Below are 26,623 nucleotides of genomic sequence, written 5' to 3' on the forward strand. Positions count from 1 at the left end.
ACGCGGAGCGATCGGGCTCAGGCTCTCCGCCAGGCGCACCGCGTCCGCTGCGCACACGGCGATGTCGCGAGCGACACCCCCCGAAGGCGCCCACTTGGCCTGCCGGACGGCCCTCCCGTGCCGGGCGTCGAAAAAGCACAGCGGCATACGTTCCGGCAGCGGCTCGCCGGCGAGCAGGGCATCCAGACAGGCCAGCGCGTGCCTGCCCTCGTCCAGTGCGCGCGGTACGTCGCGTGCGTCCGCCCGCGTCCGGTCGCCGACGAAGTCCCGCTTCGCCTGCTCGTACGCATCGAGGGCACGCGCCAGCTCGGCGCGCATCGCATCCGTGGCACCTGGCTGGCCGGGGCTGAAGGAATGGGCGTTCAGTGCCTCGCCGAACGCGGTGATCTCGCCCTCGATCTCGGCGAGCACCGACGCGTCACGCGCCGCGCCGCGGCCAGTCGGCGGAGCCCCTCGCCCGTTCCTCTGCGCATGGCCGACATCATGCCGCACGACCCGGCAGGCACCGCCTGAGAACTGCAGTGCTTCCGCTCAGCCCGGATCCGCGCCCTGACGACCGATAGCCGCGGACCTCCAGGGGAAGGTGGTTGTCATTGCCCCCACGGCGGAAGCGTTCCAGGCGGCATTCGATGCGCTCTGAGCGTCTTCGCCCCGACAAGTGCCGGACAGGGCCTGGTCGTCGCACGCGTCGTCCGGGCCTACACCGGCCCTTCGTAGAGGCGTACGTCGGCCGGCGTGCGGCCGCGGAGCGGATCCAAGCGGTCGGACAGGGCCTCGGCCCACCGGTCGAGATCCTGGTCGGTGTCGTGGAAGAACCAGGAGTTGAAGCTGCCGAGGTGGTCCAGGACCGGATCTGGCGCGTAGACGACTTCGCAGTGGATCTGCGTGTAGTGGTCGTGTTCGCCGTCGGCATCCTCGATGTCGAACTGCCGGGTCAGATCAAGGGTGAACACCGGCGGTCCGCTGAACGCGTACGTGCCGTACTGAAAGAGCAAGCCGTCCGACTCGGGTGTGACTGCCGTGTCGAAGCGCTGACGGCCGAAGCGCAGGAACCCCAACCAGGCTTCCTGGGCGTTCAGTTCCGTCAGCGGCGACCGTCCTGCCAGGGTGGCCTCATCCAGCTCCCGGCGCAGAAGGTGGAGCGCCTCGCTCGTCTGCGGTCTGTCGGGCACGCGGTCCTCCTCTCATCTCATGCCAACAGCCTGTACTGGGAGGAGCGTTGTGCATGCCGGTGGAGCAGTCGCCATGACCGGGTGCCGGCCCTCCCCGAGTGGGCGACGGTACCCACCGTGCGCCCGCCTTCGCCCGGTCAGACCTTGACCGTCGTGCGCTCCACACCGGCGAATCCCTTGTCCCACCAATGTCCGTAGCGCCGGTAGACGGCTGGATCCCGGTCCGCGAGCAGCGTCGCCAGCTTCTCCGCCTCCTCGGTCAGACCTTCCCAAGCGGCCTTGCCGAGTTCGCGGAAGGCGGTCAGTTCCAGCCCGCCCTCGGCCGCGCGCCACACTCCGGCGACCTGACCGTCGACGAGCAGGGTGGGCAGCATGTCTCCGTTGCGCCGGACGACCAGCGGCCGGTACGCCTGGGGCATGACCCGCCCGGGGACGGCGTGGGCCAGCAGCGTGCTGTCCCACATCGGCAGCAGCCTCGGCGGCGCGTGAGTGTCCTCGGCGGGCACCGTGGCGCCTGCCAGGTCGAACAGGACGGCACGGTCCGGACCTGTCACCCGCACCACTTGATCTCCGAGTTCGTGCAGCGCCTGAGTGATCACCTTGCGCCCCAGCAAGGTGAAGCGGGCGAAGTCCTGGGCCGACGCGGGTCCGAACGCCCGGAGGTGGGCGAGCAGCAGCCGCTGGACCCCAGCTGCCGCGTCCGACGGCGCGGACCCCAGGGCCGAAGGGCCTGCGAGGTAGGTATTCGGCAAGGTGAAGGACCACGCGCCGCCGGTCGGCACATGATGAATCGGCGCGTAGGTCCGCAGCGCCCACCACACGCGGTGCGCGTGCTCGCCGAAGCCAGCGGTGACCTCCTCCTCCACCTCGGGGCCGGTGCGGGGTCGCGCCAGGAACTCGGCGAGCTGCGGGAGCAGCGCGTCGGCGTCGGTTTCGGTCAGCTCGGTCGAGGTGTAACGGCGGTCGTACAGCCGCGACGCCCGCAGCGTGCTCCGCATGGCGGCGTGGTAGGGCGCGTAGTCGTCGGCGTGGACGGCGTGCAGGGTGATCCGCATGAGGGTCGCCTTCACGATCCGGCGATCCGTGAACGCCGCGTCGAGATCCTCGGGCACGAAGTCCCGCACGCGGTTCCACAGAGCCAAATACGGCGACGCGGGTGACTGCGCCTGCAGAGCGCAGACCCGGCGGACCGCCTCCTCCACGTCGAGGCGCCTGCGTTCGAGCAGGAGCTGCCGGTCCAGCGTGGCCAGGGCGAGCTGTCGCGCGGAGAGGATCACGCCCGGATTATGCCGCCCCAGGACGTCCCGCGCGTCGGCCTTCCGTCCCATCCCCATGCCCCCGGTTCTGCCGGACCACCGCGCCGCTTCTCACAACAGGCTTTCGTCCCACGATTTTCCAGCCCTCACCCAACTCACTGCGCAGTGTCTCCAGCGCCGTGTGCGCCTGCTCCTTGAACAGTTGCCGTTTCCGGTCGGACCATGGGGAGGGAACCGGCGGATAGTTCCAGTCGATCGACGACTGGTACCAGGCGGACAGCCGCGCCAGTTCGACGCGTGAGGCGGGGCTGATCGGCAGGCGCCCCAGCTCGCACGGGGGGCCGTACGAGCTCTTCACGTCGAACTCCATCTTTACCAGGGAGACTTGGAGCTTCGGCTTCCTCGTGCGCGCGCCGGTCCTCCACCACACCACCGGTAGCCGTCACTTCGGCGTCTACCCCAAGAGTGCTCGGGTGAAGGGGGTGACGGGACGCTCCAGCCCTTCGCCGTCCACGGTGATGTCGACGGCCTCGTTGTAGAAGGCCAGGAGGTTCTTGACCGCGCCCACCGCTGGCAGAGGCTCCTGGTAGCTCCAGACGATGTTGGGCGGGACACCGGCCTCGCCTCGCCACGACCAGTACTCGGCCGTGCCCTTGTAGGGACAGCCGGTGCTGTGATCCGTGGGCACGAAGAGTTCCAGACGAACGTCCTCGCGCGGAAGGTAGAACCGTGTCGGCAGGCCCGTCTCGAAGAGCAGGACCGGGCTGTGGGTGTCGGCCACGAGTGTGCCGTCGATCTCGACCCGGACGTGACGGCTGCTGGGGACGGCGTCCACCCGTTTGTGCGGGTCACGGGGGTGGATGAAGATCTCTTCGTCCTCTTCGTACCAGTGGTCCAGGCCCCGGCCGACGCGCCGGAACCATTCGAAGGCGATGTGACCGGCCAGGTCCGCGGCGGGGAACGTCCACGCCGCGTTCTCCAGCAGCTCGCCGTCGAGCGCGAGGTCGTAGAAGATCCGTGATCCGGTGTGCGTTCCCGTCGGCGGGTTCTTCGCAGGGCGGAGGAGGTCCGCGCGGACCTCCTCGCGCGGGAAGGCGTACAGCGGGACCGGTACCCCCGGCTCCCACACGAGCACGGGGTGCCTGCTGTCGACGACGGTGACATCACCCTTGCGTCCGCGCACCCAGCGTTCGCTGGGCTCCCACAGGAGGCCCTCCGGGGTTGTCCGGACGGCTCGCGCGGTGGGGAATGTGGTCATGACCGGCTCTCCTTCGGCTCGCTCACGCGGTGACTTCGGCGAAGTGGCCGCGGGTCTCGCGCCGACCCGCGGCTGTGAGGGGCGGCCGAACACCCGCGGGAGCCGCCGGCGTGTCTGCCGGCCCACTTCCACAGTGCCACGGCTCGGGTGCCGGAGCCGTCCGGGTGACGGACCCCGGTCGCGCGCGGCGGCCGCCGCGCTCACTGGTGAGCGGGGTGTGGACCGGCAGCTGCGCACCCGCCCGCGGCCAAGGTGCGAGCCGGGCAGATCCGCCCCTGCCACCGCCCACGCTTCGGCGCCGGGTCGCGTATCGACCGCCTCGGCGGCGCCGGTTCTCCGAGCAGCGGCCAGGTGGGGCGACGGGCTCCTGTCACGGCCGTACCGAGGCTCCCTTCGCCCCATTTCGCCCGGCAGGGCCGGACGGCTGCGGCCGCCTTGCCTTTGACGTACGCGTCAGGGATTAGCGTGCGTCGACCGGTACGGCGGACGGAGCCGGTACGGCTGTGACAGTAACGGCCGGCCGGGCCCGACGGTCACCGTCTGCCGGGACCCCGGCAGACGTAGTCAGCCGTGGCCCGGCGGGCGCAGCCGTGGCCCGCCTGTACCGGTTCCGTGGCCCGCCCGTACCGGTTCCCTTCGCCCCCTCACCCGACGCCTGGAGTCGCTCGATGACCGCCGAACCGCCGCTCACGACCCGGGAGATCCGGCTCGTCCGCGCGCCCGAACACCTCCCCCGCCCCGAACACTTCGCCCTCGTGGAGACGCCGCTTCCTTCACCCGGACCGGGCCAAGTCACCGTCCGTAACCGGTACTTCCTCGTCTTCCCGGGCCTGCGCACCCTCATCGGGCGCGCTCCCGAGGGCGTGCCCCTGCCGCCCGTCCACGTCGGCGACGCCTTGTTCGGCCCTGCCGTCGGCGAGGTCGTCGCGGTCGGCCCCGGTTGCGAGCTGCGCCCCGGGGACGAGGTGACACACCTGCTCGGCTGGCGCGAACACGCCCTGCTCCCCGAGGCCGAGTGCGCACCCCTGGGATCTGCTCTGCCCGACCCCGTCGCGCACCTGTCGTCGGGGGCGGCCGCCTATGCGGCGCTGACCCGGCTCGCCGCGCTCCGCCCCGGCGACACGGTTCTCGTCACCGGAGCCGCGGGAGCGGTGGGAAGCCTGGCCGGGCAGGTGGCCCGGCTGCTGGGCGCCGCGCGCGTCGTCGGCAGCACCCGCTCGCCCCACAAGGCTGCACGCCTCCGGTCCGATCTCGGCTACGACGAGGTGGTGGTGACGGGGGCGGCTCCGTTCGCCGAGCAGCTGGCCGCGGCGGTGCCGGACGGCATCGACGTACTGCTGGACACGGTCGGCGGCGAACAGTTGACCGCCGCTGTGGGTGCGGCGCGTCGCGGCGCGCGGTTCGCGCTGGTCGGCGCGCTCTCCGGGCAACTGTCGTCTGATCCGGGTGACGACGGCGCCCGCGCACCGGCGGAGATCGACACCTTCCGCGTCATCACGCTGGGGGTCACCCTGCGCGGATTCAGCAGTGCGGATCTCGGCGAAGCCGCTGACGAGTGGAACAAACAGTTCGGCGACTGGTTGCGCTCCGGCGCCATCGTCTTCCCGCACGTACGGATCCCGGGCATCGATCGGGCGCCGTGGGCGTTGCAGGAACTGTTCGAGGGGCGGCACATCGGAACCGTCGTCGTGGAACCCTTGCCGGGGTGACCGCGGGACGACTCGGCGGTGCCGGTGGCACAGGCACCGCCCGTTCCCGGCGGTCGGCAGCGCGGCAGCACGGCACAGGGTGGAGGCGAGCAGCGGGATGCGGATCGGGGATGCGGCGGCAGCGGCGGGTACGACGCCACGGGCACTGCGGTTCTACGAGGAGCGCGGCCTGCTGCCACCGCCTCGGCGCACGGCGGCCGGGCAGCGCGAGTACGGTGCGGCCGAGGTGGCCCGGGTCAAGGTCATCCGGGAGCTGCTCGCTCTCGGGCTCACGGTGGAAGACGTGTGCGGCCTGGGCGACCGCGTCCGACTCCTCGTCGACGAACCGCGTCGGCGGTGCGCGGGTGACGCGGACGGGCCCGGTGCCGGGGTCGTGCACCGCCGGCTTGCCGTCCTCGACGCCGAGATCGACCGCCTGACCCGGCTGCGCGCCCGACTGGCGGGGCGGACGGGCGACACCGAGTGACCGTGCGTGCACGGCTTGACCGGCGAGCGGGTGTCTCCCGGTTGTCACCGGTTGTCACTCCGTCCTCGCGCCGGGACATCCGCGCCCTCCGCCCTGCCCTCCGGCCGGTTCAGGCGTCCAGGCATCCAGGCATCGGTTCAGGCGTCCAGGCGTCGCTTGGCCAGCCAGGTGACCATCTTCGGGTCGTGGTGGTCGAAGAACAGGGTTTCTCCGGTGTCCAGGCCGGCGATGGCGGCCATCTGCTCGTCGGTGAGTTCGAAGTCGAAGATGTCGATGTTCTCCGCCATGCGCTCGGCGCGGACGGACTTGGGGATCGCCACGACGTCGCGCTGGGTCAGCCAGCGCAGCACGACCTGTGCCACGGACTTGCCGTGCTTGTCACCGATCTCGCTCAACAGAGGGTTGGTGAACAAGTCGTTCTTGCCCTCGGCGAAGCCGCCCCAGGACTGGATCTGAACGCCGTGCTCGCGCATGAGGTCCTGGTCGGCGACCCGCTGGAAGAACGGGTGGGTCTCGATCTGGTTGACGGCGGGCGTGATCTCGTTGTTGGCGATCAGATCGACGAGGCGGTCGGGGTAGAAGTTGGCGACGCCGATCGCCTTCGTACGGCCCTCACGGTTGAGGGTCTCCATGGCGCGCCACTGGCCGTAGACGTCGCCGTACGGCTGGTGCATCAGGTACAGGTCGAGGTGGTCCAGGCCGAGCTTGCGCAGGGAGTCGTCGAAGGCGCGCCGGGTGTTCTCCTCCGCGGGTGCGTCCTGGACCCAGAGCTTGGTGGTGACGAACAGGTCCTCGCGCGCGATGCCGCTGCCCTTGATGGCACGGCCGACGGCTTCCTCGTTGCCGTAGGCGGCGGCCGTGTCGAGCAGGCGGTATCCGGCGGCGAGGGCTTCGGTGACGGCCCGCTCGGTCTGCTCCGGCGGAATCTGGTAGACACCGAAGCCGAGGACGGGCATCTCGACGCCGTTGTTCAGGGTGACGGTCTGCATGGAGATCTTTCCTTGCTGTTCGGGTGCGTGGGGGGTGGTTCGCGGGGAGCCGGGTGGCGTGGGGTCGCGCGGGGCGGCCCGCGAGGGTGACCGTGGCAGTGATGGTGGCGGCATGGGGCGTGCTTCTGAGGGTTGGACCTCCCTTCCGGACGGTGGAGGCGGCGAAGGGCCCGGTCAGCGCTCGAGCATCTGGCGCCCGGCCTCCGTGTGGGTCTCGCCGGCGGCCGGGGGCAGACTGCCGAGCCGCGCGAGCTGCTCGTCGGTCAGCCGGACGCCGTCGGCGGCGGTGTTCTCCTCGACCCGGTGGACCCGCTTGGTGCCCGGGATGGGCACGATGTCGTCACCCTGGGCGAGCAGCCAGGCCAGCGCGACCTGCGCCGCGGTGGCACCGGCCTCGGCGGCGACGGCCTGGACCTCGTCGGCGATACGCCGGTTGCGCCGGAAGTTCTCGCCGGTGAAGCGCGGGTTGCCGTGCCGGAAGTCGGACTCGTCGAACTGGTCGGTAGAGCGGATCGTGCCCGTCAGGAAGCCGCGGCCGAGCGGGGAGAAGGGAACCAGGCCGATGCCCAGTTCGCGCAGCACCGGCAGCACCCGGTCCTCCGGGCCACGGGTCCACAGCGAGTACTCCGACTGGACCGCGGTGACCGGGTGGACGGCGTGGGCGCGACGGATGGTGTCCGGCCCCGCCTCGGACAGGCCGAACGCGCGGACCTTGCCTTCGGCGACCAGTTCGCCGACGGCACCGGCGGTCTCCTCGATGGGCGTGTTCGGGTCGACGCGGTGCTGGTAGTACAGGTCGATGTGGTCGGTGCCCAGCCGCTCGAGCGAGCCCTCGACGGCCGTGCGGATGTTGGCCGGGCCGCTGTCCAGGTTCCAGGGTCCTTGCCCGGCGTGCGAGACCAGCCCGAACTTCGTCGCCAGGACGATCTGGTCGCGGCGGCCCTTCAGCGCCCGGCCGAGCAAGTCCTCGTTGGTGTACGGGCCGTAGATCTCGGCGGTGTCGAGGAACGTCACCCCGAGCTCCAGGGCCCGGTGCAGCGTGCGGATGGATTCCGCGTCGTCGGTCCCGGAGCCGGTGTAGCCGTGGGACATGCCCATCGCGCCGAGACCGATCCGGGAAACCTTCAGGTCACGCAGTTGGCTGTGGCGCATTCACTCTCTCCGGTTCCTCGCCTTCCGGCGGTTCCACTGTGGCCCTGTCGCCCGGCCCGCGCCCGATGTGGGCGACTCCGGGTCCTGGTCCGGCTTCCGGCCCGCACCGCGGCCGTGCTCACGGACCCCGCCGGGCGTCGTGGCTCCAGCCTCGCGCGCCGTCGGCCCGTGTGGCAGGCCGAGCTCTTCCGGGGTAATGGCAGGGCCCCCCACCACGCTGCCGGGCAGGTCGGTGCGGTGTGACGCGGCGACGCCGAACCGTTCAACGCCGTCGGCCTGCTGGCCTCGATCCGCGAGCGTCAGGGCCGCGTCGACGACGCCGTCGCCCTCCTGCGCACAAGGGACACCACCTCGGTCAACAACCGCGACCAGCTTGCCGACCTGCTGGCCCGGCACGGGCGGATCGAGGAGTTGCGGACGTACGCGGCGACGGAGTACCACGGGCACGCCGCGCAAGCTCTCGCCGAGCTGCTGGAGGAGCGCGGTGACGTCGAGGGTGCGATCGATGTGTACCGACAGCCGGAGGATTCAGCGGCCCGCCGGTGCAACGGAGCCGTACAGCTCGCGCAGAGCCTGGCGCGGCACGACCGGGGCGACGAGGCGATCGAGGTGATGCGCGCGCTCGCGGACGTGCCCGGCGGCGCGGAGGACTGGATCCTCGACTTGCTGTGCACCCTTTACGCCGAGCAGGGCCGCGCCCGGGCCGGCCTGGCCTACCTGGACGATCTCAAGGCGCGTCGCGGCCAGGAGGAATGGGAAGTCTTCAGGTTGCGGCTCCCGCTGATGGTGGCGTGCGGCCTGCGGGAGGAAGCGATCGAGCGGGCGCGAGCACACCCTGAGGGTCGCACCCGCTACACGGCCTGGACCACCGCCGAGCTGCTGGCCGACGCCGGTCGCACCGCGGAGGCCGTCGCCTTCCTCGAGCGGCATTCCACCGCCGACAGCGGCATCCTGGCCTGGCATCTGATCGGGATCGGCCGCGTCAAGGACGCCGTCGCGCTCGTCCAGCAGCGCGAGCCCCGGCCTGTCGTGCCGCCGCGGACCGGCGTGCTCGATGACGGGCCCCCGTTCTGACGAGCCGCCGTTCCGGCGAACCCTCGTTCTGACGTCGCCCGCCGTCGCCGCCATCGCAGAGGACACCTATCAGCCAGTCATATCCCTTATTCGGCCAGGCTGTTCGTGCCCGCGCGGTCCAACAGCGCCTGGTCGAGACGACTTGGCCGCTCAGGGCTTCGACCGCCCACACCCGCCCCCTCCGAGAGATGCGGGAAAACTTAACATCCCGGGCGAGGCCGGATAGGCTCCGTAGACCTCAACTCCTCATCACTACAAGCGCCCTGGAGAAGGCTCGGTGGCAGCGGATCCTCACGCCCAACTCGCCGAACGGCGAGCGTAGTCAGCCGTGAGCGGCCCCCATCGATGTTGCGCCCGGCGGCGAGCTGGCCTGCCGCCGTCCCCGGCACCCTTGATGGATTCGCGCGACCGTCCGCCATGCCCCTTCCACGCGTCTCGCGCCGGTTGCCGTGCGCTTCACGCGTCCCACCGCGGTCGTCGTACGCGGGCGACAGGGGCGGCCGAGGTGACGTTCGACGGGGAGTACGGCGACCACGATCGACCGGGCAACATCCTCACGCCCTCGGGGCATACCTTCGTGCCGCCCGGAACCGGAAGAGACCACGGGGAGAATGGTGCGTAGGAACAAGGAGATGCGCAGGCTTGCCGACGCGCTCATCGATCCCATCCGGGTGAAGCTTCCCGCTGACCCGGAGGAGTTGTTCGCCGCGCTCGTCACGTCGGTCAACGCGTGGCGGGGACGCGAGGTCGTCGTCCACAAGGCCGCTTTTCCCCCGAACACCGCGACCGGGCTCTGGCTCGAGCGCGACACCTACGACGACGTCATCATCGAGGAGCGTGCCGCCCTGTGGCACCAGGTCGTGATCTTCGGTCACGAGGTGTGGCACATGAGCCAGGGAGACGCGGCACCACCGCACCGGCTGGGCGTTTCCCACGACTCCCAACCGACCGCCGCCCGCACGGACTTCAGTCTGCGGACCGAGCAGGAGGCCGACCTGTTCGGCATGCTGCTCGGGCGACGTCTCCGGGCGCTGCTCGAGGCGTCCGACCAGTCCGTGAACGCGTCCGGGGGCGACGGCACCGACGATGTCGCCAGCCGTATCGGTGCTGCCCTCAACTACCGCGGGCCTCGACGATGAGCGGTCCCTTCGGGCGGTTTGGACGGTGTCGTGGGTTCATCAGGCGCACCGGGTTCAGATCTGCCCATGTCCGGCCTGTTCGGGATTTCGTCCCACCTCAGCTTGTGCACTTCGCGGCGCCTGATGTGGCCGACGGGGCACCTGGTTTGACATATTCATGTGCCGAGCCGGCGTGCTCGAATCCGTCGCGCTGTTCTGACCGCGGGTGTCGCCCGGGACCGGCTCATCGGCACGAGGCCCGACGCCTTCGGCCGAGTGGGTGGGAACCGGTGGCGCCGTGCGACGGTGCCCCATGCTGAGGTTCGCGGGGAGAGCGGTGCGTACAAGCAGAGCCAAGGAGATGCGGAACCTGATCGGCCGGCTGGCCGACGGGTTGAGCCTTCCCGTTCCCGTGGACTCGGACGCCCTGTTCCCCGCGCTGATCGACAGGGTCTCCGAAATCAGGGGCCGTCAGGTCATCCTCCTCATGGAAGAGTTCCCGCACCGCACCGCCACAGGTCTGTGGCTCGACATGCCGGAGCACGACATCATCCTCGTCGACAGACGCGCGGCGCCCGTCCACAAGCTTGCGATCATGTGCCACGAGATCTGGCACATGGTCAAGGGCGATTGCGGCCACCACTCCCCCGGCGTCTCCGTCGCTGCGCGAGCGCTGAGCGGCCGGGCCGACCTCCGGCGGGCGGTGAGGGCTGTGGCCGCGCGTACGGAGTTCCACGAGCGCTCGGAGCAGGAAGCCGAGACCTTCGCCCTGCGGGCCGTGACGCACCTGCGGATCTGGCTGGAGGGGGAAACCGGCAGCCCCTCCACGGACCGGACCCAGGTTGCGGGCCGGATCGGGGCCTCACTGGGACACCGGGGGCCAAAGGTCTGAACTGTGGACGCCTCGCCTTACTACATACCCGCGCTCGCTCTGTGGGCCGGCCTCCTCGCGAAACTGCCCGATCTGGTGCGCACCTGGCGTGACCCGCTGGTCCGGTCGGTCTGCTGGGTGATTTTCCTGGGGGGCGCCGGATTCATTTTCGCCGCCCCGCCCACCGTTGCCGCCGTGAACCATGCCAGCGGGATCCCGAATCTCGCAGCTCCCCTCGACTACGTCCTCGTCAGCGCCTACAGCGCCGCCTGCCTGGTGTTGATCCTTCACTGGCGTGGCGGCTCGGCCGGCCACGTGCGCCGGCTGGCTCGGCGCTGGCAGATCGGCTACACGGTCCTGATCACGCTGCTCGTCGTGCTCTTCCTCATGGGAGATGCCCCCGTAGAACGGCGTACAGACCTTGACACGTACTACGCGACCACGCCTTGGATCGGGCAGATGATCGCGCTGTACCTGCTCGGCCACATGACCGCCGCGGTGGCAACCACGGCGCTGTGCTGGCGCTGGGCCCTCCAGGTCCGCGGATGGCTGCGAGCCGGACTGTGGCTCCTCGTTGCGGCGTGGCTGTTGAACCTGTCGTTCAGCACGTTGAAGCTCATCGCGGTGGCGGCGCGCTGGAAAGGCACCGACTGGGATGTCCTGAGCACCATCCTGGCGCCGGGCCTCGTGGGGTTGGCGGCTACGGTCGCCACCGTCGGATTCATCGTGCCCCTGCTGGGCCCGCGGGCGATCGGGCTCTGGCGCGCCGGCGTGACCTGGTGGCGGCTCGGTCCCCTGTGGCACGAGCTCAGCAGCGTCTCGCCCAGTAGCCCGCTTGCCGCCCCCATCCCCTGGTATTCGTCGTACGCCGTGCGGCTCACCCAGCGTGAGGCCGGCATCCAGGACGGGCTGAACCACGTCCGCCCGCACCTGGACGACCGGGTTCGCTCGCGTGCGGAAGAGGCGGCCCGGGCCGCGGGCCACGGGACCGACGACGCTTCACGCATCGGCCTCGCGGCAATGATCGCCGCTGCGGTCCGCGCCCGGTGCAACGGCGCTTCCGCCACCGTCGATGTGTCCGACCACTCCGCCGGCCTCGCGGCGCGCGCCACCTTGGTGGGTGTGGCACACGCGTTGCGCACGTCGCCCATCGTCGCGACAGCCCGTGCCGCGGCGGCAGTCGACGACGGCATCAGGAAGTGAGTCCCCCATCTTCCACATCGGGTTACTCAAGCGTCCCGTCCCTCCTGGACGAGCGCCGTCCGGAGGACCGATCCCGGCCCGCTTCCACGAAGGAGGGGCGAGCTAGTGGACAGTGGCGTCGTCTTCTACATTCCAGGCGTTCTCCTTCTGCTGGTCGCAGGGCTGAAGCTGCCGGCAGGCACGGGAGTCTGGCGGGATTCCCTCGTCGCATCGAGCAGCGCGATTCTGCTGGTCGGCTCCTCCGTATGCATCCTGTCCGCGCCGCCCACGATCCGGCTCGTCAACGACGTGACCGGCGTCGCGAACTTCAGTGCCCCGCTGGTCTACACGGGCATGACCGCACTCAGTGCGAGCTACCTCATCCTGATGATCGGATGGAAGGGCGGGCCGCCCGACACCCGCCGGCACGCTGCCCGGCTCGTACTGGTCGTGTACGGGCTGGTGATCGCGGGCATCTGGGTGTTGTTCGCGTCGGCCGACGTTCCCGTGGAACGCGCCCAGGACCTCGACACCTACTACGCGAACACGCCCTACATGCGCGAAATGATCGTGTTGTACATGGTCGCGCACACAGCCGCCACCGTCGCCCTCGCCGTCATGAGCGTGAGCTGGATCCGCGAGGTGCAGGGCGTCACCCGCGCCGGCCTGGTCCTGCTCGTCGTCGGCCTGACGTTCGACGCGAGCTACCAGGTCGCCAAGTACACCGCCATGGCGGCCCGTTGGGAGGGCGTCAATTGGGATTTCCTCTCCACCGACGTATCCCCTCCGCTGGTCATGCTGGCCGGCATCACGTGTGCCTGCGGCTTCGCCGTACCGAGGGTGGGGCCGCCGGCGGTCGACAATCTCCGTGCCTGGAGGCGGTACCGGCTCCTGAAGCCCCTGTGGGCGGAGATACAGACGCTGCGTGCGCCGGCTGAGGGCGTCATCCGCTGGTGGGACCCGCCCGTCGTGCGCCTGGCACGTCAGGAGATAGCGATCTGGGACGGTGTTCTGGCCTGCTCGCCCTATCTCGACGACCAGGTACGGACGACCGCGTACGCCGAGGCTGTGGCATCACATTCCGCCGATGGTCCTTCCGGAGTGCGAGCGCTTCTGCGGGCGGCAGCCGGTTCCGTCACGCAGTCCTTCCGTGGCGCGCCCCGCGTTCCGGCGACGACGGCGGGTGAGGGTGTGCGTCGGCATGTTGCACACCAGGCCACACTGGTGGCCGAGGCAGCGATGCTTGCCGCGGCCCGCGTCCAGGTGTCCCACCATGGCGGCGCCGAGTTGCCGGCGAGAGCGGGGACGCTGCAGTCCCTCTCGGAACCGCACCTGATGGTGCGTCTCTCGCGGGCGCTCTCGTCGCCGATCGTGACCAAGGCACGGCGGCACGCCGCCGCCCGGGCCACGCGCCAGGAGTGACGCGAAGGGGCCGCAGTACCGGCCGGGCTGCATTGATCGGGGGGGGGAGGCCCGACGGGCAAGCCACTGCCGCCGCCCGGCGGGGCCAGGGCCATGGAGTTGCTCTCCTCCCCATGACGGAGCGGTGGACCGAAGCCCTGCCCGGCGCGTTGTTCGCGGCCGCCCGCGGTTCACCTCGGACGACCCCTGCCCCGCCCTCGGCGGACCGACAGGGGACGGGCGGTGGTCAACTCCGCGTCTCTCACTGAAGAATGGGGCGCCGTGACGACGTCCCGGCCCATACGGCCGGGGACGGAAACGGCGGCACGGCGCGCTGGAAGGGGAGGCCGACAACGTGGGCGACGTGAGTCTCGGCCCGGCTACGCCGGACTCGGCTGCCGCCTCCCCCGCGATCGGGAACGTCTCGCCTGCCCGCCCGTTTCCCTTGACCACACCCCGGAGAAGGCACTGGACAAGCACGACGTGGCCGCCGCTCCCGGTGTCCCGCCCCAGACGGTGGGCCGACCGCCGGCCGGTCAGCCACTTCGAGCGACCCGGTCGCCCATGATGCTCAGCCGCGCACGGCTGGGCAACGTCCGGCCTCTGTTCCCTCTCCCTCCCCGCAAAAGAAAAGAGTGCACCCCATGTCGTCGTCTGCCAGAACTGCCTCCCGCCGCACCGCGGTGGTCATCGGAGGGGGGATGACAGGCATGCTGGCCGCGACCGTGCTCGCCGACTTCGCGGACGTTCGGATCATCGAGCGCGATGTGCTGCCCGATGGCCCGCGACCCCGCAAGGGGCTGCCGCAGGCTCGCCACGCTCATGTGCTGTGGTCCGGCGGCGTCAAGGCCCTCGATGACCTCTTGCCGGGCATCATCGAACAGCTTGTCGCCCGCGGTGCCCACACACCGCGCATCATGACCGACTTGGTGTCCAAGGCCCCGTCCGGCCAGTGGTTCCGCAGGTTCAGCCACGCCCGCCACACCAGCCTCCTGTGCAGCCGCGACCTCCTCGACGCCGTGATCCGCGACAAGGTCCTGCAGGACGAGCGCATCACCCTCCTGCAGCGGACCGAACTGCTCGCCCTGCAGGGTGGCGGGGACCGCGTGACCGGTGTCAGGATTCGCGCGGATCGATCCGAACAGTCCATCCAGGCCGACATGGTCATCGACGCGAGCGGCCGCGCCAGCCGTGCCCCCGCCTGGCTACAGGATCTCGGACTTCCACCGATCCGCGAGCGCACCGTCGACGCCGGCATCGGCTACGCCAGCCGGATATACCGCGCACCCGGCAGCACGGCGGAAGGTTTCCCCATCGTCAATGTCCAGGCCGATCCCCGCCATGTCCCCGGCCGGGGCGGCATCATCACCCCCGTGGAAGGCGGCCGGTGGCTGGTGACGCTCTCCGGATCCCGCGGTGGGCAGCCCAGCAGCGACAACGACGAGTTCCTCCCCTTCGCCCTCAGCCTGCCCCACCCCATCATCGGGGAACTGCTCGCGGGCGCCGAACCGGAAACCGACGTCGTCACCACGCACAGCACGGCCAATAAGCGCCGTTACTACGAGAAGGCCGTCCGCTGGCCCGACGGTTTCGCCGTGCTCGGCGACGCCATGGCCGGCTACAACCCCGTCTACGGCCACGGGCTGAGCGCTGCCGCGCAGAGCGTCATCGCCCTGCGCCACATCCTGCGGCGGCACGACGTCCACGCACCCGGAACAGCCCGGCGCATCCAGAGAGCCGCGGCACGCCCGGTCGAGAACGCCTGGAGCCTGGCCGTCGGCCAGGACGTGTTCTACCCGGGTGCCAGTGACCAGCCTCCCACCCGCCTGGAAAGGACCCTCGCTGCGTTCGTCGACAAGGCCGTCGATGCCGGCTCCCGCAACCCGTATGCCCTTCGCATCCTCCTGGACGTGATGAGCATGGAGAGTCCGCCTGCCCGACTGCTCATGCCCGACATGCTCGCCCTGGTCTGTCTCGGCCGGAAGAAGCCTTCTCTGGAGGGCCCACCGCTGACGGAGCACGAACGCAAAGCCGCCACCACGTGAACTCGCCCTTGTCGGCGGACCGTTGTGCACGGCCTACCCCCGGATCTCGCCCCGGTCGCATGCCCGGGCTGGTGTCCCGCCCTGCGGAAGCCACCGGGGCGCGGGCCGGGTACTACCGCCGGGTGGCGGCTTCGCCGGTCGCGCCGGCGGGCGCACGGGGCGGGCGCGGGCCCTGGTGACACCGGAGTCCGGGTGTCGGTTCACGGTCGGGTTTGCGTGCGGTCCCGCACGATGATCTTGCCGGTGTTCTCACCGCGCAGCATGCCGAGGAAAGCGTCCACGATGCCCTCGAACCCGTCGACCACCGTCTCGTCCGGTACGAGTCGTCCGCTCTGCAGATGCGGTACGGCGAAGTCGTACAACTCCTCTTGCACGTCGCGGTAGTTGCTGACCAGGAAGCCTTCCATGCGGAGGCTCTTCTCCACGATGTCCGCGTGGTCGAAGAGGGGCGCCGGTGCGTCGGGGGTGTTGTACTGACTGATCGTGCCGACGCGCACGATGCGCCCGAACGTGCGCAGCGCCCCTATCGCCGCAGCCAGTTGCTCGCCGCCCACGTTGTCGACGAACACGTCGATGCCGTCCGGCGCGACCTTGCCGAGCAGATCGGCGGCGGGTCCGTCGTGGTAGTCGAAGACGGCGTCGTAGCCCACCCCTCGCACGAGGTGGTCGGCCTTCCCCGCGGAGCCCGCGCTGCCCACCAGCCGTCCGGCGCCGAGGAGTCGGGCGAAGCGCCCGGTCGCCGTGCCGACCCCGCCCGCGGCGGCCGACACGAACAGGTCCTCCCCCTCCTGCAGCCGGGCGATCCGGGTCAGCCCCACATAGGCGGTCAGGCCGGTACCACCGAGGGTGCTCAGGTACGCGGTCAGCGGCACGCCTTCGAAGCGGGGCAGCCGCCGGATCTCCTGAGGCGTGACCACCGAGTGCGTCCGCCAGCCCTGCCGGTGGAACACGATCTCGCCCTCGGCCAGTTGGGGCGTGCGTGAGGCGATCACCCGCCCGATGGTGCGGCCTTCCAACGGTGCGTCGAGCACGAAGCCGCCGGGTACGTCGTCCATCATCTCGCGGTGGTAGGGGTCGACGGACCAGTAGAGGTTCTCCACGAGCGCGCCGCCGGCGGCGGGTTCGGGCAGCGTGGACTCGACGAAGGCGAAGTGTTCGGCGGTGGGATAGCCGTGAGGGCGGGCGGTCTGGTGCACGGTGAGCGCGGTCTCGTTCATGCCCGGACCGTAGGGCGGGAATGCTGTGCCCGGGCAGGCGGTTGGGCTCATGCGACGCACCGTTCCATGAGTAGTTCTCATACGTTGAGGTGAGCGCCCCGTGGCCCGCACGACCGACTCCGATCTCGCCCCGCACGAACTGCGCGTCCTGGTGGCGGTCGCGGACACCGGCGGCTTCTCCGCCGCGGCCGGCACACTCGGTCTGACCCAGTCCGCGGTCTCCCACTCGGTTCGCGGCAGCGAGCGCAAGATCGGTGCCGTCCTCTTCGACCGCGGCCGCACCGGCGCCCGCGCCACCCCCGCCGGGGACAAGGCCGTCGCGCACGCCCGCCGCGTCCTGCGCCTGCTCGACGTCCTGACGGCCGAGGCACGCGGCGCGGCCAGGCCCGATGCCGCGGAGGGCCCGCTGCGCATCGCGGCTTTCCGCAGCGCCGCTCTCCACCTGCTGCCGCCGGTCCTGCGGCGGCTGCGCTCCCGGCACCCCGGCATCGAACCGCAGGTGCGGATCGTACGCGAGGTGGGGCGCGGCACGGCGGGCGAAGTGGCCGACGGGAAGGCCGACATAGGCATCGCCACCCTGGGCGGCTCTGCGCCCTTTCCGCCGGGGTCTGATCGCGAGCGGACTCTTCGAGGAGCCGTACGCCCTGGTGCACGCGACGGGCCACGCCACCCCGCGCTCGCTGCCGTTGGTCGACTGGGCCGAGAACTGCGGCTCGTACACCCGCGCCTGGTGGTCCGCCCAGGACTGGATCCCCACGGCGACCATCGAGGCCGAGGACGACGGAGCGGTGCTCTCCTTGGTGAGCGGAGGGCACGGAATGGCGATCATGCCCGCGCTCTCCCTGGCCGGAGCACCGAACTCGGTCGGAATCACCGATCTCGGCCCCGACCGTCCGACTCGCCAGGTCGGCTACGTCACCACCTCCGAACTGGCCGGATCGGCGGTCGTACGCGCCTTGGTCAGAGAACTACGGGCGACGGCCTCACAGGACTTGGGCCTTCCCGGCCCTGGGGCTTGATCGGGCCGAGGGCGTGGCCTGGGCGCCCGGCGGGACCATCTCGCGGGCGACGAGGCCGTGTTGCTAAAGGAAGCTGGTGAGCCGGGCGCACCCCGGACTTCGCGTCGAGCAGCGCCATTCCCAGTACGGGCCACGCCTCCCGCCTGCGACGGTGCAGCAGCGTGGTGTCCATCGCGCTGCGTAAGTTGTTGGCTCGTGTGCCTGTCTGTGATGTCAACGTGCACACTGACGGTTTCCCGTTCGACCGAAGGACTGAGCCGTGCCCGACCGACCTGAGATTGTCTGCATCTGCGGCTCTGCCCGGTTCGTGGACGAGATGCGTGCGGCCAACCGTGATCTGACCTTCGCAGGTGTCATCGTCGTCGCGCCAGGCGAAGCAGACGAGTTGATCACCAACGAGCAGAAGACCGCGCTGGACGCCCTCTACCTGCGCAAGGTCGACCTGGCTGACCGGGTTCTGGTCGTCAACCCCGGCGGGTACATCGGCGAGTCCACGAGCAGGGAGATCGCGTATGCCCACGCCACCGGCAAGCCGATCTCGTTCACCGATCCCGTCTGACCGACCGGGCCGCCCGATCGACTTAGGTGACGAGCAGCGTCAGCGGTACCGGGGCCGCAACGTCGTCGAGCGCTGCTTCAACAAGCTCAAGCAGTGGCGCGGGCTCGCGATGCGATCAGACAAGACCGCCCGCAACCACCACTCCGGTCCGTGCCTCGCCGCCACACTCCACTGGGTCCAGACTTTTGGCAACACGGCCTGGCGCCCGTTCCCTCGGTGCCAGGGTCTCGTGTATCGCGGGCGTATCGAAAATCGCATACGCCACCGCAACCGCCCTCCGTCTCCAATGAGGGTATGGACCACAACGAATCCCCGTCGGCACCGCACCGCCGTACGGGCAGGCTCGTGCTTCTCGGCCTGGCGATCCTCGGCATGGCGAGCGCCGTGTTCGTCGTGCGGCGGCCGCTCATGATGTCCGCTCCCATGTGTATGGCCGGGCGGTGGCACGGCTGCTTCGACACGTTCAATGGTGTGGTGCTCATGACCTTGGTCGCGCTGCCGTTGGCCGTGCTGGTGGCGTGGGCCCTGGCGCTCCGTCGGCGTGCCGTGGGCGTCGCATCGGCGTGGCGGATGTCGCTGGCCGAGGTGGGCATGGTCCACGGGACGGTGCCGTTCCTCTGGCTGACCATGATGCCGGGCGGAGGGGCGGGCGTCGTCCCCGCCCGGGTGAGCCTGGTACCGCTGCGGGACCTGGTCACGATGGGGCCGCTCGGGATCGTCGGCAACCTGTTGGTCTTCGCGTCGCTGGGGTTCTTCGCCCCGATGCGGTTCGCGGCTCTGGCGTCCGTCCCGCGGATCCTGGCCCTCGGGGCGGGCTGCTCGGTCCTGGTCGAAACCGCACAGTACGTCCTGCGGCTGGACCGGGTGTCGTCCGTGGACGACGTACTGGTCAACGCCGCCGGCGCCGTGCTGGCCGCACTGGCGTCGCGCCGCTGGTGGCGCACTGCGGCGCAGGCGCCGTCGGACCGGCCTCGCCCCGTGCCGGCACCGGCAGGCTGAGTCGCGTGTCCGGTGTGCACCCGTCGTTGCATACGTCGGCGATATGACGTGCTGCTTAGGCTTGGGACATGCGCGTACTGATCGTGGAGGACGAGCCCTACCTGGCCGAGGCCGTCCGTGACGGTCTGCGGCTGGAGGCGATCGCCGCCGACATCGCCGGCGACGGCGACTCCGCCCTGGAACTGCTCAGCGTCAACTCCTACGACCTCGCGGTTCTCGACCGCGACGTCCCCGGCCCCTCCGGCGACGAGGTCGCCCGGCGCATCGTCGCATCCGGCAGCGGCATCCCGATCCTGATGCTCACCGCTGCCGACCGGATCGACGACAAGGCTTCCGGGTTCGGGCTCGGCGCCGACGACTACCTCACCAAACCGTTCGAGCTGCGGGAGCTCGTCCTGCGGCTGAGGGCGCTCGACCGACGACGCGCGTACGCCCGGCCCCCGGTCCGCGAGATCGCGGGCGTGCGGCTCGACCCTTTCCGCCGGGAGGTCTTCCGCGAGGGACGCTACGTCGCGCTGACGCGTAAGCAGTTCGCCGTCCTTGAAGTCCTCGTCGCCGCCGAGGGCGGGGTCGTCAGCGCCGAAGAGCTGCTGGAACGGGCCTGGGACGAGAACGCCGACCCGCTCACCAACGCCGTGCGCATCACCGTCTCCGCGCTGCGCAAACGGCTCGGCGAACCATGGATCATCGTCACGGTGCCCGGCGTCGGCTACCGGATCGACACCGGCACGGACAGCACCCAACCCTGCGGTACTCATGAATAGACGCCCAGGGCGCAGCGCCCGGCTGAAGCTCACCCTCAGCTATGCCGGATTCCTCTTCGTCGCCGGCACTCTCCTGCTGGCCGTTGTGTGGGTGTTCGCGCTGCGCTGGCTACCGACCAGTGACCCCAGATCCCTCCAGAAGACGTTCGGTGCCGTGATCATCGTCGGGCCCAACCGTGCCGACCTCCTGCGCGGCTTCGCCCCCGCCGCGGCCACGGCGCTGGCCTTCTCCCTCATGTTCGGCCTCCTGGGAGGATGGATCCTCGCCGGCCGGATGCTCGCACCCCTCACACAGATCACGGATGCGGCCCGGATGGCCGGGAAGGGGTCGCTGTCCCACCGGATCCGCATGAAGGGCCGTCAGGACGAATTCCGTGAACTCTCCGACGCGTTCGACTCCATGCTCGAACAGCTCGAGTCCCACGTCGCCGAGCAGCAGAGGTTCGCCGCGAACGCCTCGCACGAACTGCGCACCCCGCTGGCGATCTCGCGGACGCTCCTCGACGTCGCCCGTAAGGACCCCACACGCGACCGGGACGAACTCATCGAACGCCTGCACGCGGTCAACACGCGGGCGATCGACCTCACCGAGGCCCTCCTGCTGCTCAGCCGCGGCGACCGCGGAAACTTCGCCCGCGAGAGCGTCGACCTCTCCCTCATCGCCGAAGAAGCCTCCGAAACGCTGCTTCCGCTCGCCGAACAGCGCCGGATCACGCTCGACGTCACCGGCGGGGCGGCCCGGACCAGCGGCTCCGCGGAGCTCCTGCTGCGGATGGTGACGAACCTCGTCCAGAACGCCATCGTCCACAACCTCCCCGCCGACGGCACCGTGACGGTCCACACCGAGGCGGACTGCGCCACGAGCGTGTTGCGGGTCGAGAACACGGGCCGTCCGCTCCCACCGGAACTGGTACCGACCCTCACCGAACCCTTCCGGCGCGGAACGGAACGCGTACGCACCGACGAGCACGCAGGCGTCGGCCTCGGCCTCGGCCTGGCCATCGTGCACAGCATCGTCCGTGCCCATGACGGAACCCTCGACCTCGTCCCCCGCCCCGCCGGCGGCCTCCTCGTCACGGTCCGGCTTCCCGGCACGCCGCAAGGTGGCTCCCCGAGCGGGGCCCACTAGATCGTCGACCGGAGGCATATCTGCATGCGCGACACCGCCGAACTCATCGCCGAGACCTACGCGCTCGACGCGGGACCGTGGACCCTGACACCGGTCACGCGCGGTGCGTTGGGCCAGATCTGGAAGTTGTCCGCGAACGGCTCCTCGTGGGCGGTGAAGGAACTTCTCTTCGGCTGTGACGAGGCTCAGGTCCGCCGGGAGGCCGCGTTACGGCAGGCCGCGGAGGACCTGGGCATCGCATCGCCACGGCTCCTTCCCAATCACCATGGCGCCTACGTCTCCCGTCTCGCTCCCTCGTCCGGCGGGTCCTCCGTCAAGGTGTACGACTGGATCGACGGCACCACCGCGGACGCGTCCGATCCGGGCATCCTCGACTGGTTCGGCCGGACCATGGCACTCCTCCACACGGCGGGAGAGGGCGCGACCGAGCCACCGGATTCCTGGTACGAGCGGTGCCCCCAGGACGCCGAGTGGAGCGAGCTGCACGCAAGGGTCGCTCGGGCCGGCCTGCCGTGGTCCGACGCACTGGGCCGGTTCATCACCACGTCGGTGGCCGAGCTGGCGCCATGGGTGACCCCGTCCGGCCTCGACGATCTGGTGATGTCGCATCTCGACCTGCAGCCCCAGAACGTTCTGGTCGGCCCGGACGGCCCGGTACTGCTCGACTGGGACAACGCCGGGCCCGTTTCGGCGGAACGGGAGCTCGCCCGGGCCCTGTACATATGGTCGGGCCACGGCCGGGCGAGCGGTGATTCCGTCAGACGACTGGCACGGGCCTACCGGAACGCCGGAGGCCGCGCTGCCGTCAAGGGACCGCAGTCGTTCTCGATGCTTTTCGCGACGGACTTGAACTTCATCTACGTACAGGCCGAGTGCGCCATCGATCGGACCGTCACCGCCGCGCAGCGAGAGTTCGCGGGCAACCAGGTCGTCGCTTCCTTGCGCCGCGTCCCGGATCTGGCGGCCGTCTCCCGGCTGACCGCGGCCCTTGAGGCGCCGTGGTGATCGGCGGCGGCCCGGGCGGTGTGCGCGACGAGTAGGGCCGACCGGCCGTACTCGGTCCCCGCGCGCGGCGGGACGATGGCTCGATGTCCCCGTTCGACGCCGCCGCCGACGGGCTCAGCGGACCGGTGCGACGAACTCGGGCTGGTCGAGCAGGCGCAGCCAACTGCCGTCGGGCTGGCGCCGGACGACCTGTGCCCGGGCACCGGTTCCGTCCTTCGGCGGGGTCGAGGTGAGGGCGATGCCGTCACTGATCAGTGTCGGCAGGGGTTGTTCCGGCTCGAAGCGGGGCCGGTCGGCGAGCACCTTTTCCCACAGTGCTCGGATGGCCTCACGGCCCACCGTCCGGTCACCGGGCGGGTAGGCCATCACCGCGTCCTCCTCGTAGAGCGCCGCGACTCCGGCCGCGTCACCGGCGTTGGACCGTTCGACGAACAGGCGCGTGATGTCCTCGGGCCGCATGGCCTTCTCGTACTCCGGCATGGGTACCTCCTGCTGTCGCTTCGGTGCTTGGTGTGCTTGGTGTGCTTGGTGCTTGGTGCTAGGTGCTTGGTGCTTGGTGGTGCTTGATGCTTCCGGGCGTGGTCGCGGTTCCCAGCGTGATAGCAGGCCGATCAGAAGTCCAATAGATGGATTCACTGAAAGCTAGAATCGATAGTTATGGAACTGAGGCAGCTGGAGTACTTCGTCGCGGTCGCCGAAGAGCGGAGCTTCACCCGGGCTGCCGAGCGAGTCCACATCAGCCAGCCCGGGGTCAGCGCACAGATCCGCCGGCTGGAGCGGGAACTCGGTGCCGATCTGTTCGACCGGTCAGCACGCACCGCCACCCTCACAGCCGCCGGCAAGGCCGCCCTCGAACCAGCCCGCGCCGCGCTGGCCGCGGCCGCGGCCGTGGGCCAGGCCGTGGACGAGGTCTCCCACCTGATCCGCGGTCGGCTCACGATCGGGATGGTCATGGGCTGCACCCTCACGCCGCTGTTCGACGCCCTCGCCGCCTTCCACCAGGCACATCCCGGCGTGGAGCTCTCGCTGCTGGAGGACAACTCCGACCGGCTCGTCGAGGAGGTACGCGCCGGCGCCATCGACGTGGCTCTCATCGGGACCGCGACCGCGGACCCGGAAGGGCTGGAGGCGCTCACCATCCTGAGCGAGCGGCTCGTCGTGGCGGTGCCGGCCGGCCACCCCTTGGCGAAACAGCGGCGGGTCACTCTCCGCGACGTGGTCGCCCATCCGATCGTGTGCATGCCGCCCGGCACCGGGCTGCGCTCCGCATGGGACCGCGCCTGCGCCGCACAGGACCTCCAACCCGAGATCACGTTGCAGGCCGGCGCCGCGGACGCCATCGCCGGCCTCGCCGCCCGTGGACTCGGCGCCGCCATCCTCAGCGAATCCATGGCCGCGAGCTACCGCGACCGGCTCACCGCCCGCACCATCGATGACGCCGAGACGACCGCACTGCTCGCCCTGGTCTGGAGAAGCACGAGCAGTCCCGCCGTGCGCGAGCTGCTGGTCCACGCCCGGCAGGCGTTCACCGGCCCGGTTCCTTCGGGCCGTTGACGTGCGAGCGGTGAAATTCGCTGGTGGGTGCGGGCGGGATCGCTGATGCTGGTCGGGATGATCACCCGCGAGTTCGCCGTCCTGCTGGTCGAGGCGCAGCTGGAGCGCGACCACCGCGCGGAGCTCGCGGCCTACGGCAATTCCGTCCGTGTGGCGGTGTCCCGGGTCAGGGAGCACGCGCTGGGCTGGATGGTCTCCTGGCAGTCCGAGGACCACCTGCGCACGCCGGACCATCGACACGCCTTGGTGGGCAACGGCCCCTACCTGGTGGACAAGGAGAACGGCAGCCTGCACCGCATCCCAGTGGTGGACGCCGTCACCGGGGCCTGGGAGAACGACTACCTCACCCGCGTGAAAGGGCAGCACCTGCCGGGACCGGTCGACGCGCTGCACGACGAAGTGCGCTCGATCGCCGACACGCGAGGGAGGGCCCACGCTCTGCGCCTGCTGCGCCGACGCGTCAGCTGCCTCGGCCTCCGTGACGCGACGGCCTACCTGGACGCGTTGAAGGCCGGCCAGAGCCCGCCGGCCGACCTGTTCGCACAGGCCGTCGAAGCTCTCCCACGCCCCAGGGAGCCTGTCGCGTCGGGCGTGGAGACCATCACCGGGCCCAACACACCGATGACCGGGCCCTTTCCGGCACCCACGCTGCCAGGCGTGGCCCCCCACCGGCGCCGACAGAACGCCGAACGGTGCCGAACGCGATTCGTGGGCCAATTCCGCGAACTCTCCGCCGACCACGACGATGCGCCGAGCATCCACGACGCCGCCACCCCCGAACCCCGTCCCCACGAAGCCGAGTTGGTCGCCTACCTCCGGGCCGGTTCCGTTCTGGCGGTGTCCGGCTCGGCTTCGTACGACGTGCTGCGCGGCGACGGAACGATGATCGGCGGAATCTCCCTGCAGAGCGACGGGACTTGGTTCTGGGACTCGGCGCTCGCCTACTACGTCGAGACGTACCACCTGGCCCTCGACGACCGCTTCCTCACCCACGCCGCCGCCTCCGGCTGGGCACCACGCCACCTCAGCCTCGCCGAGATGCTCTCACTGGAAGATCAATTCTTTGACCAGGACCAGCCGTAGAGGTTGTCAGCCATGATGGTCCGTACCCGACCCCGTACGCCCCCGATCCGCTGCACGTGGCAGCGCCTCGGCCCGCCAAGTGGTCCAGGACCTCGGCCCGGAGGACGAGTACGCACACCGGATCGTCGCCCAGTTCGAACCGCCGAGGTCGCCGTAGGTGTGCCGGGTCCTGGCGGGCAGGGCGCTCCGGACCGCCCGTCCCAGCACGTCGGCCGGTGATTCCCGGCGGGGCGAGGCGAGCGGCCGGGGCATCAGGTCCGTGATCCGGGGTACTCCCCCTGTGGAGGTTCATGATGTTCGAGGCAGGTGACATCCGCGAATGGCGTGGTCACGACGTGGTGGACCCCGGTGGCCACAAGATCGGCGTTCTCGAATCCGTCTACGTCGACACGGCGACCGACAGTCCTTCCTTCGCGACGGTGACCGTGGGCCTGCCCACGCGCCGTCGCCTGGTCTTCGTGCCTCTCGACGGCGCGACCGTCGGGCCGGGCTACCTGAAGGTCGTCCACGACAAGAACCTGGTGAAGAAGGCCCCCTCCATCGACACGGACGGCGTCCTGCCCGCCGAGGACGAACCAGGAGTGTTCGCACACTACGAACTCGACTACATGACGGGCGTCAAGGGCGAGCGCCGCCTCGCACGTCGCTGATCCGCCGAAGCCGCCGGGAGAGCCGATGAGCCTTTTTCTGTTCCTGCTCCTTGTAGCCCTCGTCCTGGGCATCATCGGGTTCGCCGCGCACGGACTGTTCTACCTGCTGATCATCGGCTGCCTCGTCCTGCTCGCCGACCTCGCCTACGCCGGCATGCGCTTCCGCCGCGGCGGCCGAAAGCATCGCATGGCCCGGTGAGCCCGACGGTCCGACCCAGCACAGCCGGGCAGGCAGGCAGGCAGGCAGGCAGGCAGGCAGGCAGGGCGATCGTCGGGGATTCGAACCCGGACAACGCTTCATCGCTTCACACTGGATCCATGTCTGCGCTGTGGAGCTTGCTTGCCGCCCCTGTCGGAGCGGTCGCGACGACGCTGATCGGTGTCTTCGCGGGCAGTACGGTCAGCCGGAGAGCGCAGGACAGGCACTGGGTCCGGGACCAGGTGACCGCAACCTGCGCGCGCGTCCTGCGCGAGTCATCAGGTGTCCTCGTGGGTCTCAGCGAGATGGAGGCCAGCCGCTCCGAGTCCGTTCCTCAAGGTGTCGTCATCCCTACGACCATTGACTGGCGGCCGTGGAACGAGGCGCTGAGCATGGTCAACCTTGTCGCCGACAAGGACATCGCGGAAGCCGCGCACGCCCTGGACGAGCAGATATGGCGTCTTCACACCATGGTCAAACGAGGCCTGCCACCCGGGGAGAACTGGTTCGCCCTTCGCGCACGCGTGGAATCGGCGCAGAACGACTTCATCGTCACCGCGCGGCACCGGCTCTCACTGGCCGGCGATCCGCTTCAGCGCTTCTCCGGGCGACCGGCACCGGACGACCCGATCTGGTCTTCATGACCCGGCAGCACCGGAATCAGGGCCGCCACAGCCGCGAACGCAAGGGATCGGAGCACTCATGGCCGGGTCCGTGCCCTCGCACCCGGCCATGACCGTCGTCCTACCCGG

The 26,623-nt window shown here is 70.2% G+C and carries 27 protein-coding genes and 1 pseudogene; 20 read left to right on the forward strand and 8 right to left on the reverse strand.

Features of this window, described 5'->3' with window-relative positions:
* The first annotated feature begins 117 nt into the window (after positions 1-117).
* Positions 118-513: a hypothetical protein gene (locus OG788_RS03220; protein WP_406368991.1), complete on the forward strand. Its 396-nt coding sequence runs from the start codon at positions 118-120 to the stop codon at positions 511-513.
* Between the two features lie 185 nt (positions 514-698).
* On the opposite strand, the gene OG788_RS03225 is transcribed toward OG788_RS03220, so the two are convergent.
* From OG788_RS03225 to OG788_RS03240, 4 genes are all read right to left on the reverse strand, one after another.
* The gene (locus OG788_RS03225; RefSeq protein WP_406368992.1) at positions 699-1,172 is read right to left on the reverse strand and encodes a hypothetical protein; all 474 of its coding nucleotides are present in this window, start codon (positions 1,170-1,172) and stop codon (positions 699-701) included.
* Positions 1,173-1,309: 137 nt separating this feature from the next.
* Positions 1,310-2,449: a winged helix DNA-binding domain-containing protein gene (locus OG788_RS03230; protein WP_406368993.1), complete on the reverse strand. Its 1,140-nt coding sequence runs from the start codon at positions 2,447-2,449 to the stop codon at positions 1,310-1,312.
* Positions 2,450-2,456: 7 nt separating this feature from the next.
* The gene (locus OG788_RS03235) at positions 2,457-2,798 is read right to left on the reverse strand and encodes a hypothetical protein (RefSeq protein ID WP_406368994.1); all 342 of its coding nucleotides are present in this window, start codon (positions 2,796-2,798) and stop codon (positions 2,457-2,459) included.
* An 84-nt stretch (positions 2,799-2,882) separates the two neighbouring features.
* Positions 2,883-3,686: a DUF427 domain-containing protein gene (locus tag OG788_RS03240; RefSeq protein ID WP_406368995.1), complete on the reverse strand. Its 804-nt coding sequence runs from the start codon at positions 3,684-3,686 to the stop codon at positions 2,883-2,885.
* Between the two features lie 668 nt (positions 3,687-4,354).
* Here OG788_RS03240 and OG788_RS03245 point away from each other — a divergent pair.
* Positions 4,355-5,395, forward strand: a complete 1,041-nt coding sequence (locus tag OG788_RS03245; RefSeq protein ID WP_406368996.1) for an MDR family NADP-dependent oxidoreductase — start codon at positions 4,355-4,357, stop codon at positions 5,393-5,395.
* 97 nt (positions 5,396-5,492) lie between these two features.
* The gene (locus OG788_RS03250; protein ID WP_406368997.1) at positions 5,493-5,861 is read left to right on the forward strand and encodes a MerR family transcriptional regulator; all 369 of its coding nucleotides are present in this window, start codon (positions 5,493-5,495) and stop codon (positions 5,859-5,861) included.
* Positions 5,862-5,998: 137 nt separating this feature from the next.
* Here OG788_RS03250 and OG788_RS03255 read toward each other — a convergent pair whose 3' ends face one another.
* On the reverse strand, positions 5,999-6,850 hold the full coding sequence (locus tag OG788_RS03255) for an aldo/keto reductase (RefSeq protein WP_406368998.1): 852 nt from the start codon (positions 6,848-6,850) through the stop codon (positions 5,999-6,001).
* 174 nt (positions 6,851-7,024) lie between these two features.
* Positions 7,025-8,002: an aldo/keto reductase gene (locus OG788_RS03260; protein ID WP_406368999.1), complete on the reverse strand. Its 978-nt coding sequence runs from the start codon at positions 8,000-8,002 to the stop codon at positions 7,025-7,027.
* 411 nt (positions 8,003-8,413) lie between these two features.
* Between OG788_RS03260 and OG788_RS03265 the strand changes: the two genes are divergently transcribed.
* From OG788_RS03265 to OG788_RS03290, 6 genes are all read left to right on the forward strand, one after another.
* Positions 8,414-9,076, forward strand: coding sequence for a tetratricopeptide repeat protein (locus OG788_RS03265; protein ID WP_406369000.1), 663 nt, complete (start codon positions 8,414-8,416; stop codon positions 9,074-9,076).
* Positions 9,077-9,708: 632 nt separating this feature from the next.
* The gene (locus OG788_RS03270) at positions 9,709-10,215 is read left to right on the forward strand and encodes a toxin (protein ID WP_406369001.1); all 507 of its coding nucleotides are present in this window, start codon (positions 9,709-9,711) and stop codon (positions 10,213-10,215) included.
* Positions 10,216-10,531: 316 nt separating this feature from the next.
* Complete coding sequence (locus tag OG788_RS03275; protein WP_406369002.1) at positions 10,532-11,086, forward strand: toxin-antitoxin system, toxin component; 555 nt, start codon at positions 10,532-10,534, stop codon at positions 11,084-11,086.
* A 3-nt stretch (positions 11,087-11,089) separates the two neighbouring features.
* Positions 11,090-12,268: an MAB_1171c family putative transporter gene (locus OG788_RS03280; protein WP_406369003.1), complete on the forward strand. Its 1,179-nt coding sequence runs from the start codon at positions 11,090-11,092 to the stop codon at positions 12,266-12,268.
* A 105-nt stretch (positions 12,269-12,373) separates the two neighbouring features.
* Positions 12,374-13,669, forward strand: coding sequence for a DUF6545 domain-containing protein (locus OG788_RS03285; RefSeq protein ID WP_406369004.1), 1,296 nt, complete (start codon positions 12,374-12,376; stop codon positions 13,667-13,669).
* A 623-nt stretch (positions 13,670-14,292) separates the two neighbouring features.
* A complete protein-coding gene (locus OG788_RS03290) occupies positions 14,293-15,693 on the forward strand; it encodes an FAD-dependent oxidoreductase (protein ID WP_406369005.1) in 1,401 nt (466 codons plus the stop codon).
* Between the two features lie 200 nt (positions 15,694-15,893).
* Here OG788_RS03290 and OG788_RS03295 read toward each other — a convergent pair whose 3' ends face one another.
* Positions 15,894-16,910, reverse strand: coding sequence for an NADP-dependent oxidoreductase (locus tag OG788_RS03295; RefSeq protein WP_406369006.1), 1,017 nt, complete (start codon positions 16,908-16,910; stop codon positions 15,894-15,896).
* 100 nt (positions 16,911-17,010) lie between these two features.
* On the opposite strand from OG788_RS03295, the pseudogene OG788_RS03300 reads away from it, so the two are divergent.
* The 6 genes and pseudogenes from OG788_RS03300 to OG788_RS03325 all read left to right on the forward strand — a co-directional run bounded on the left by OG788_RS03300 (position 17,011) and on the right by OG788_RS03325 (position 22,385).
* Positions 17,011-17,929, forward strand: a pseudogene (locus OG788_RS03300) (LysR family transcriptional regulator).
* 259 nt (positions 17,930-18,188) lie between these two features.
* Positions 18,189-18,488: a hypothetical protein gene (locus tag OG788_RS03305; RefSeq protein ID WP_406369007.1), complete on the forward strand. Its 300-nt coding sequence runs from the start codon at positions 18,189-18,191 to the stop codon at positions 18,486-18,488.
* A 294-nt stretch (positions 18,489-18,782) separates the two neighbouring features.
* On the forward strand, positions 18,783-19,487 hold the full coding sequence (locus OG788_RS03310) for a VanZ family protein (RefSeq protein ID WP_406369008.1): 705 nt from the start codon (positions 18,783-18,785) through the stop codon (positions 19,485-19,487).
* Between the two features lie 68 nt (positions 19,488-19,555).
* A complete protein-coding gene (locus OG788_RS03315; protein WP_406369009.1) occupies positions 19,556-20,251 on the forward strand; it encodes a response regulator transcription factor in 696 nt (231 codons plus the stop codon).
* Complete coding sequence (locus tag OG788_RS03320) at positions 20,244-21,380, forward strand: sensor histidine kinase (RefSeq protein ID WP_406369010.1); 1,137 nt, start codon at positions 20,244-20,246, stop codon at positions 21,378-21,380. The genes OG788_RS03315 and OG788_RS03320 overlap by 8 nt, the downstream gene beginning before the upstream one ends.
* A 24-nt stretch (positions 21,381-21,404) precedes the next feature.
* Complete coding sequence (locus OG788_RS03325; RefSeq protein ID WP_406369011.1) at positions 21,405-22,385, forward strand: phosphotransferase; 981 nt, start codon at positions 21,405-21,407, stop codon at positions 22,383-22,385.
* Positions 22,386-22,499: 114 nt separating this feature from the next.
* Here the strand turns inward: OG788_RS03325 and OG788_RS03330 are convergent, their stop codons facing one another.
* Positions 22,500-22,865: an SgcJ/EcaC family oxidoreductase gene (locus tag OG788_RS03330; protein ID WP_351551031.1), complete on the reverse strand. Its 366-nt coding sequence runs from the start codon at positions 22,863-22,865 to the stop codon at positions 22,500-22,502.
* A 177-nt stretch (positions 22,866-23,042) separates the two neighbouring features.
* On the opposite strand from OG788_RS03330, the gene OG788_RS03335 reads away from it, so the two are divergent.
* From OG788_RS03335 to OG788_RS03355, 5 genes are all read left to right on the forward strand, one after another.
* Positions 23,043-23,939, forward strand: a complete 897-nt coding sequence (locus OG788_RS03335; protein ID WP_406369012.1) for a LysR family transcriptional regulator — start codon at positions 23,043-23,045, stop codon at positions 23,937-23,939.
* Between the two features lie 57 nt (positions 23,940-23,996).
* A complete protein-coding gene (locus OG788_RS03340) occupies positions 23,997-25,022 on the forward strand; it encodes a YrhB domain-containing protein (RefSeq protein WP_406369013.1) in 1,026 nt (341 codons plus the stop codon).
* 293 nt (positions 25,023-25,315) lie between these two features.
* Positions 25,316-25,672, forward strand: coding sequence for a PRC-barrel domain-containing protein (locus OG788_RS03345; RefSeq protein WP_406376656.1), 357 nt, complete (start codon positions 25,316-25,318; stop codon positions 25,670-25,672).
* A gap of 25 nt (positions 25,673-25,697) precedes the next feature.
* The gene (locus OG788_RS03350) at positions 25,698-25,871 is read left to right on the forward strand and encodes a hypothetical protein (RefSeq protein WP_356757293.1); all 174 of its coding nucleotides are present in this window, start codon (positions 25,698-25,700) and stop codon (positions 25,869-25,871) included.
* Positions 25,872-25,990: 119 nt separating this feature from the next.
* Complete coding sequence (locus tag OG788_RS03355) at positions 25,991-26,515, forward strand: hypothetical protein (protein WP_406369014.1); 525 nt, start codon at positions 25,991-25,993, stop codon at positions 26,513-26,515.
* The last annotated feature ends 108 nt before the right edge of the window (positions 26,516-26,623 follow it).

The organism is Streptomyces sp. NBC_00647, from assembly GCF_045207245.1.
Classification (GTDB): domain Bacteria; phylum Actinomycetota; class Actinomycetes; order Streptomycetales; family Streptomycetaceae; genus Streptomyces.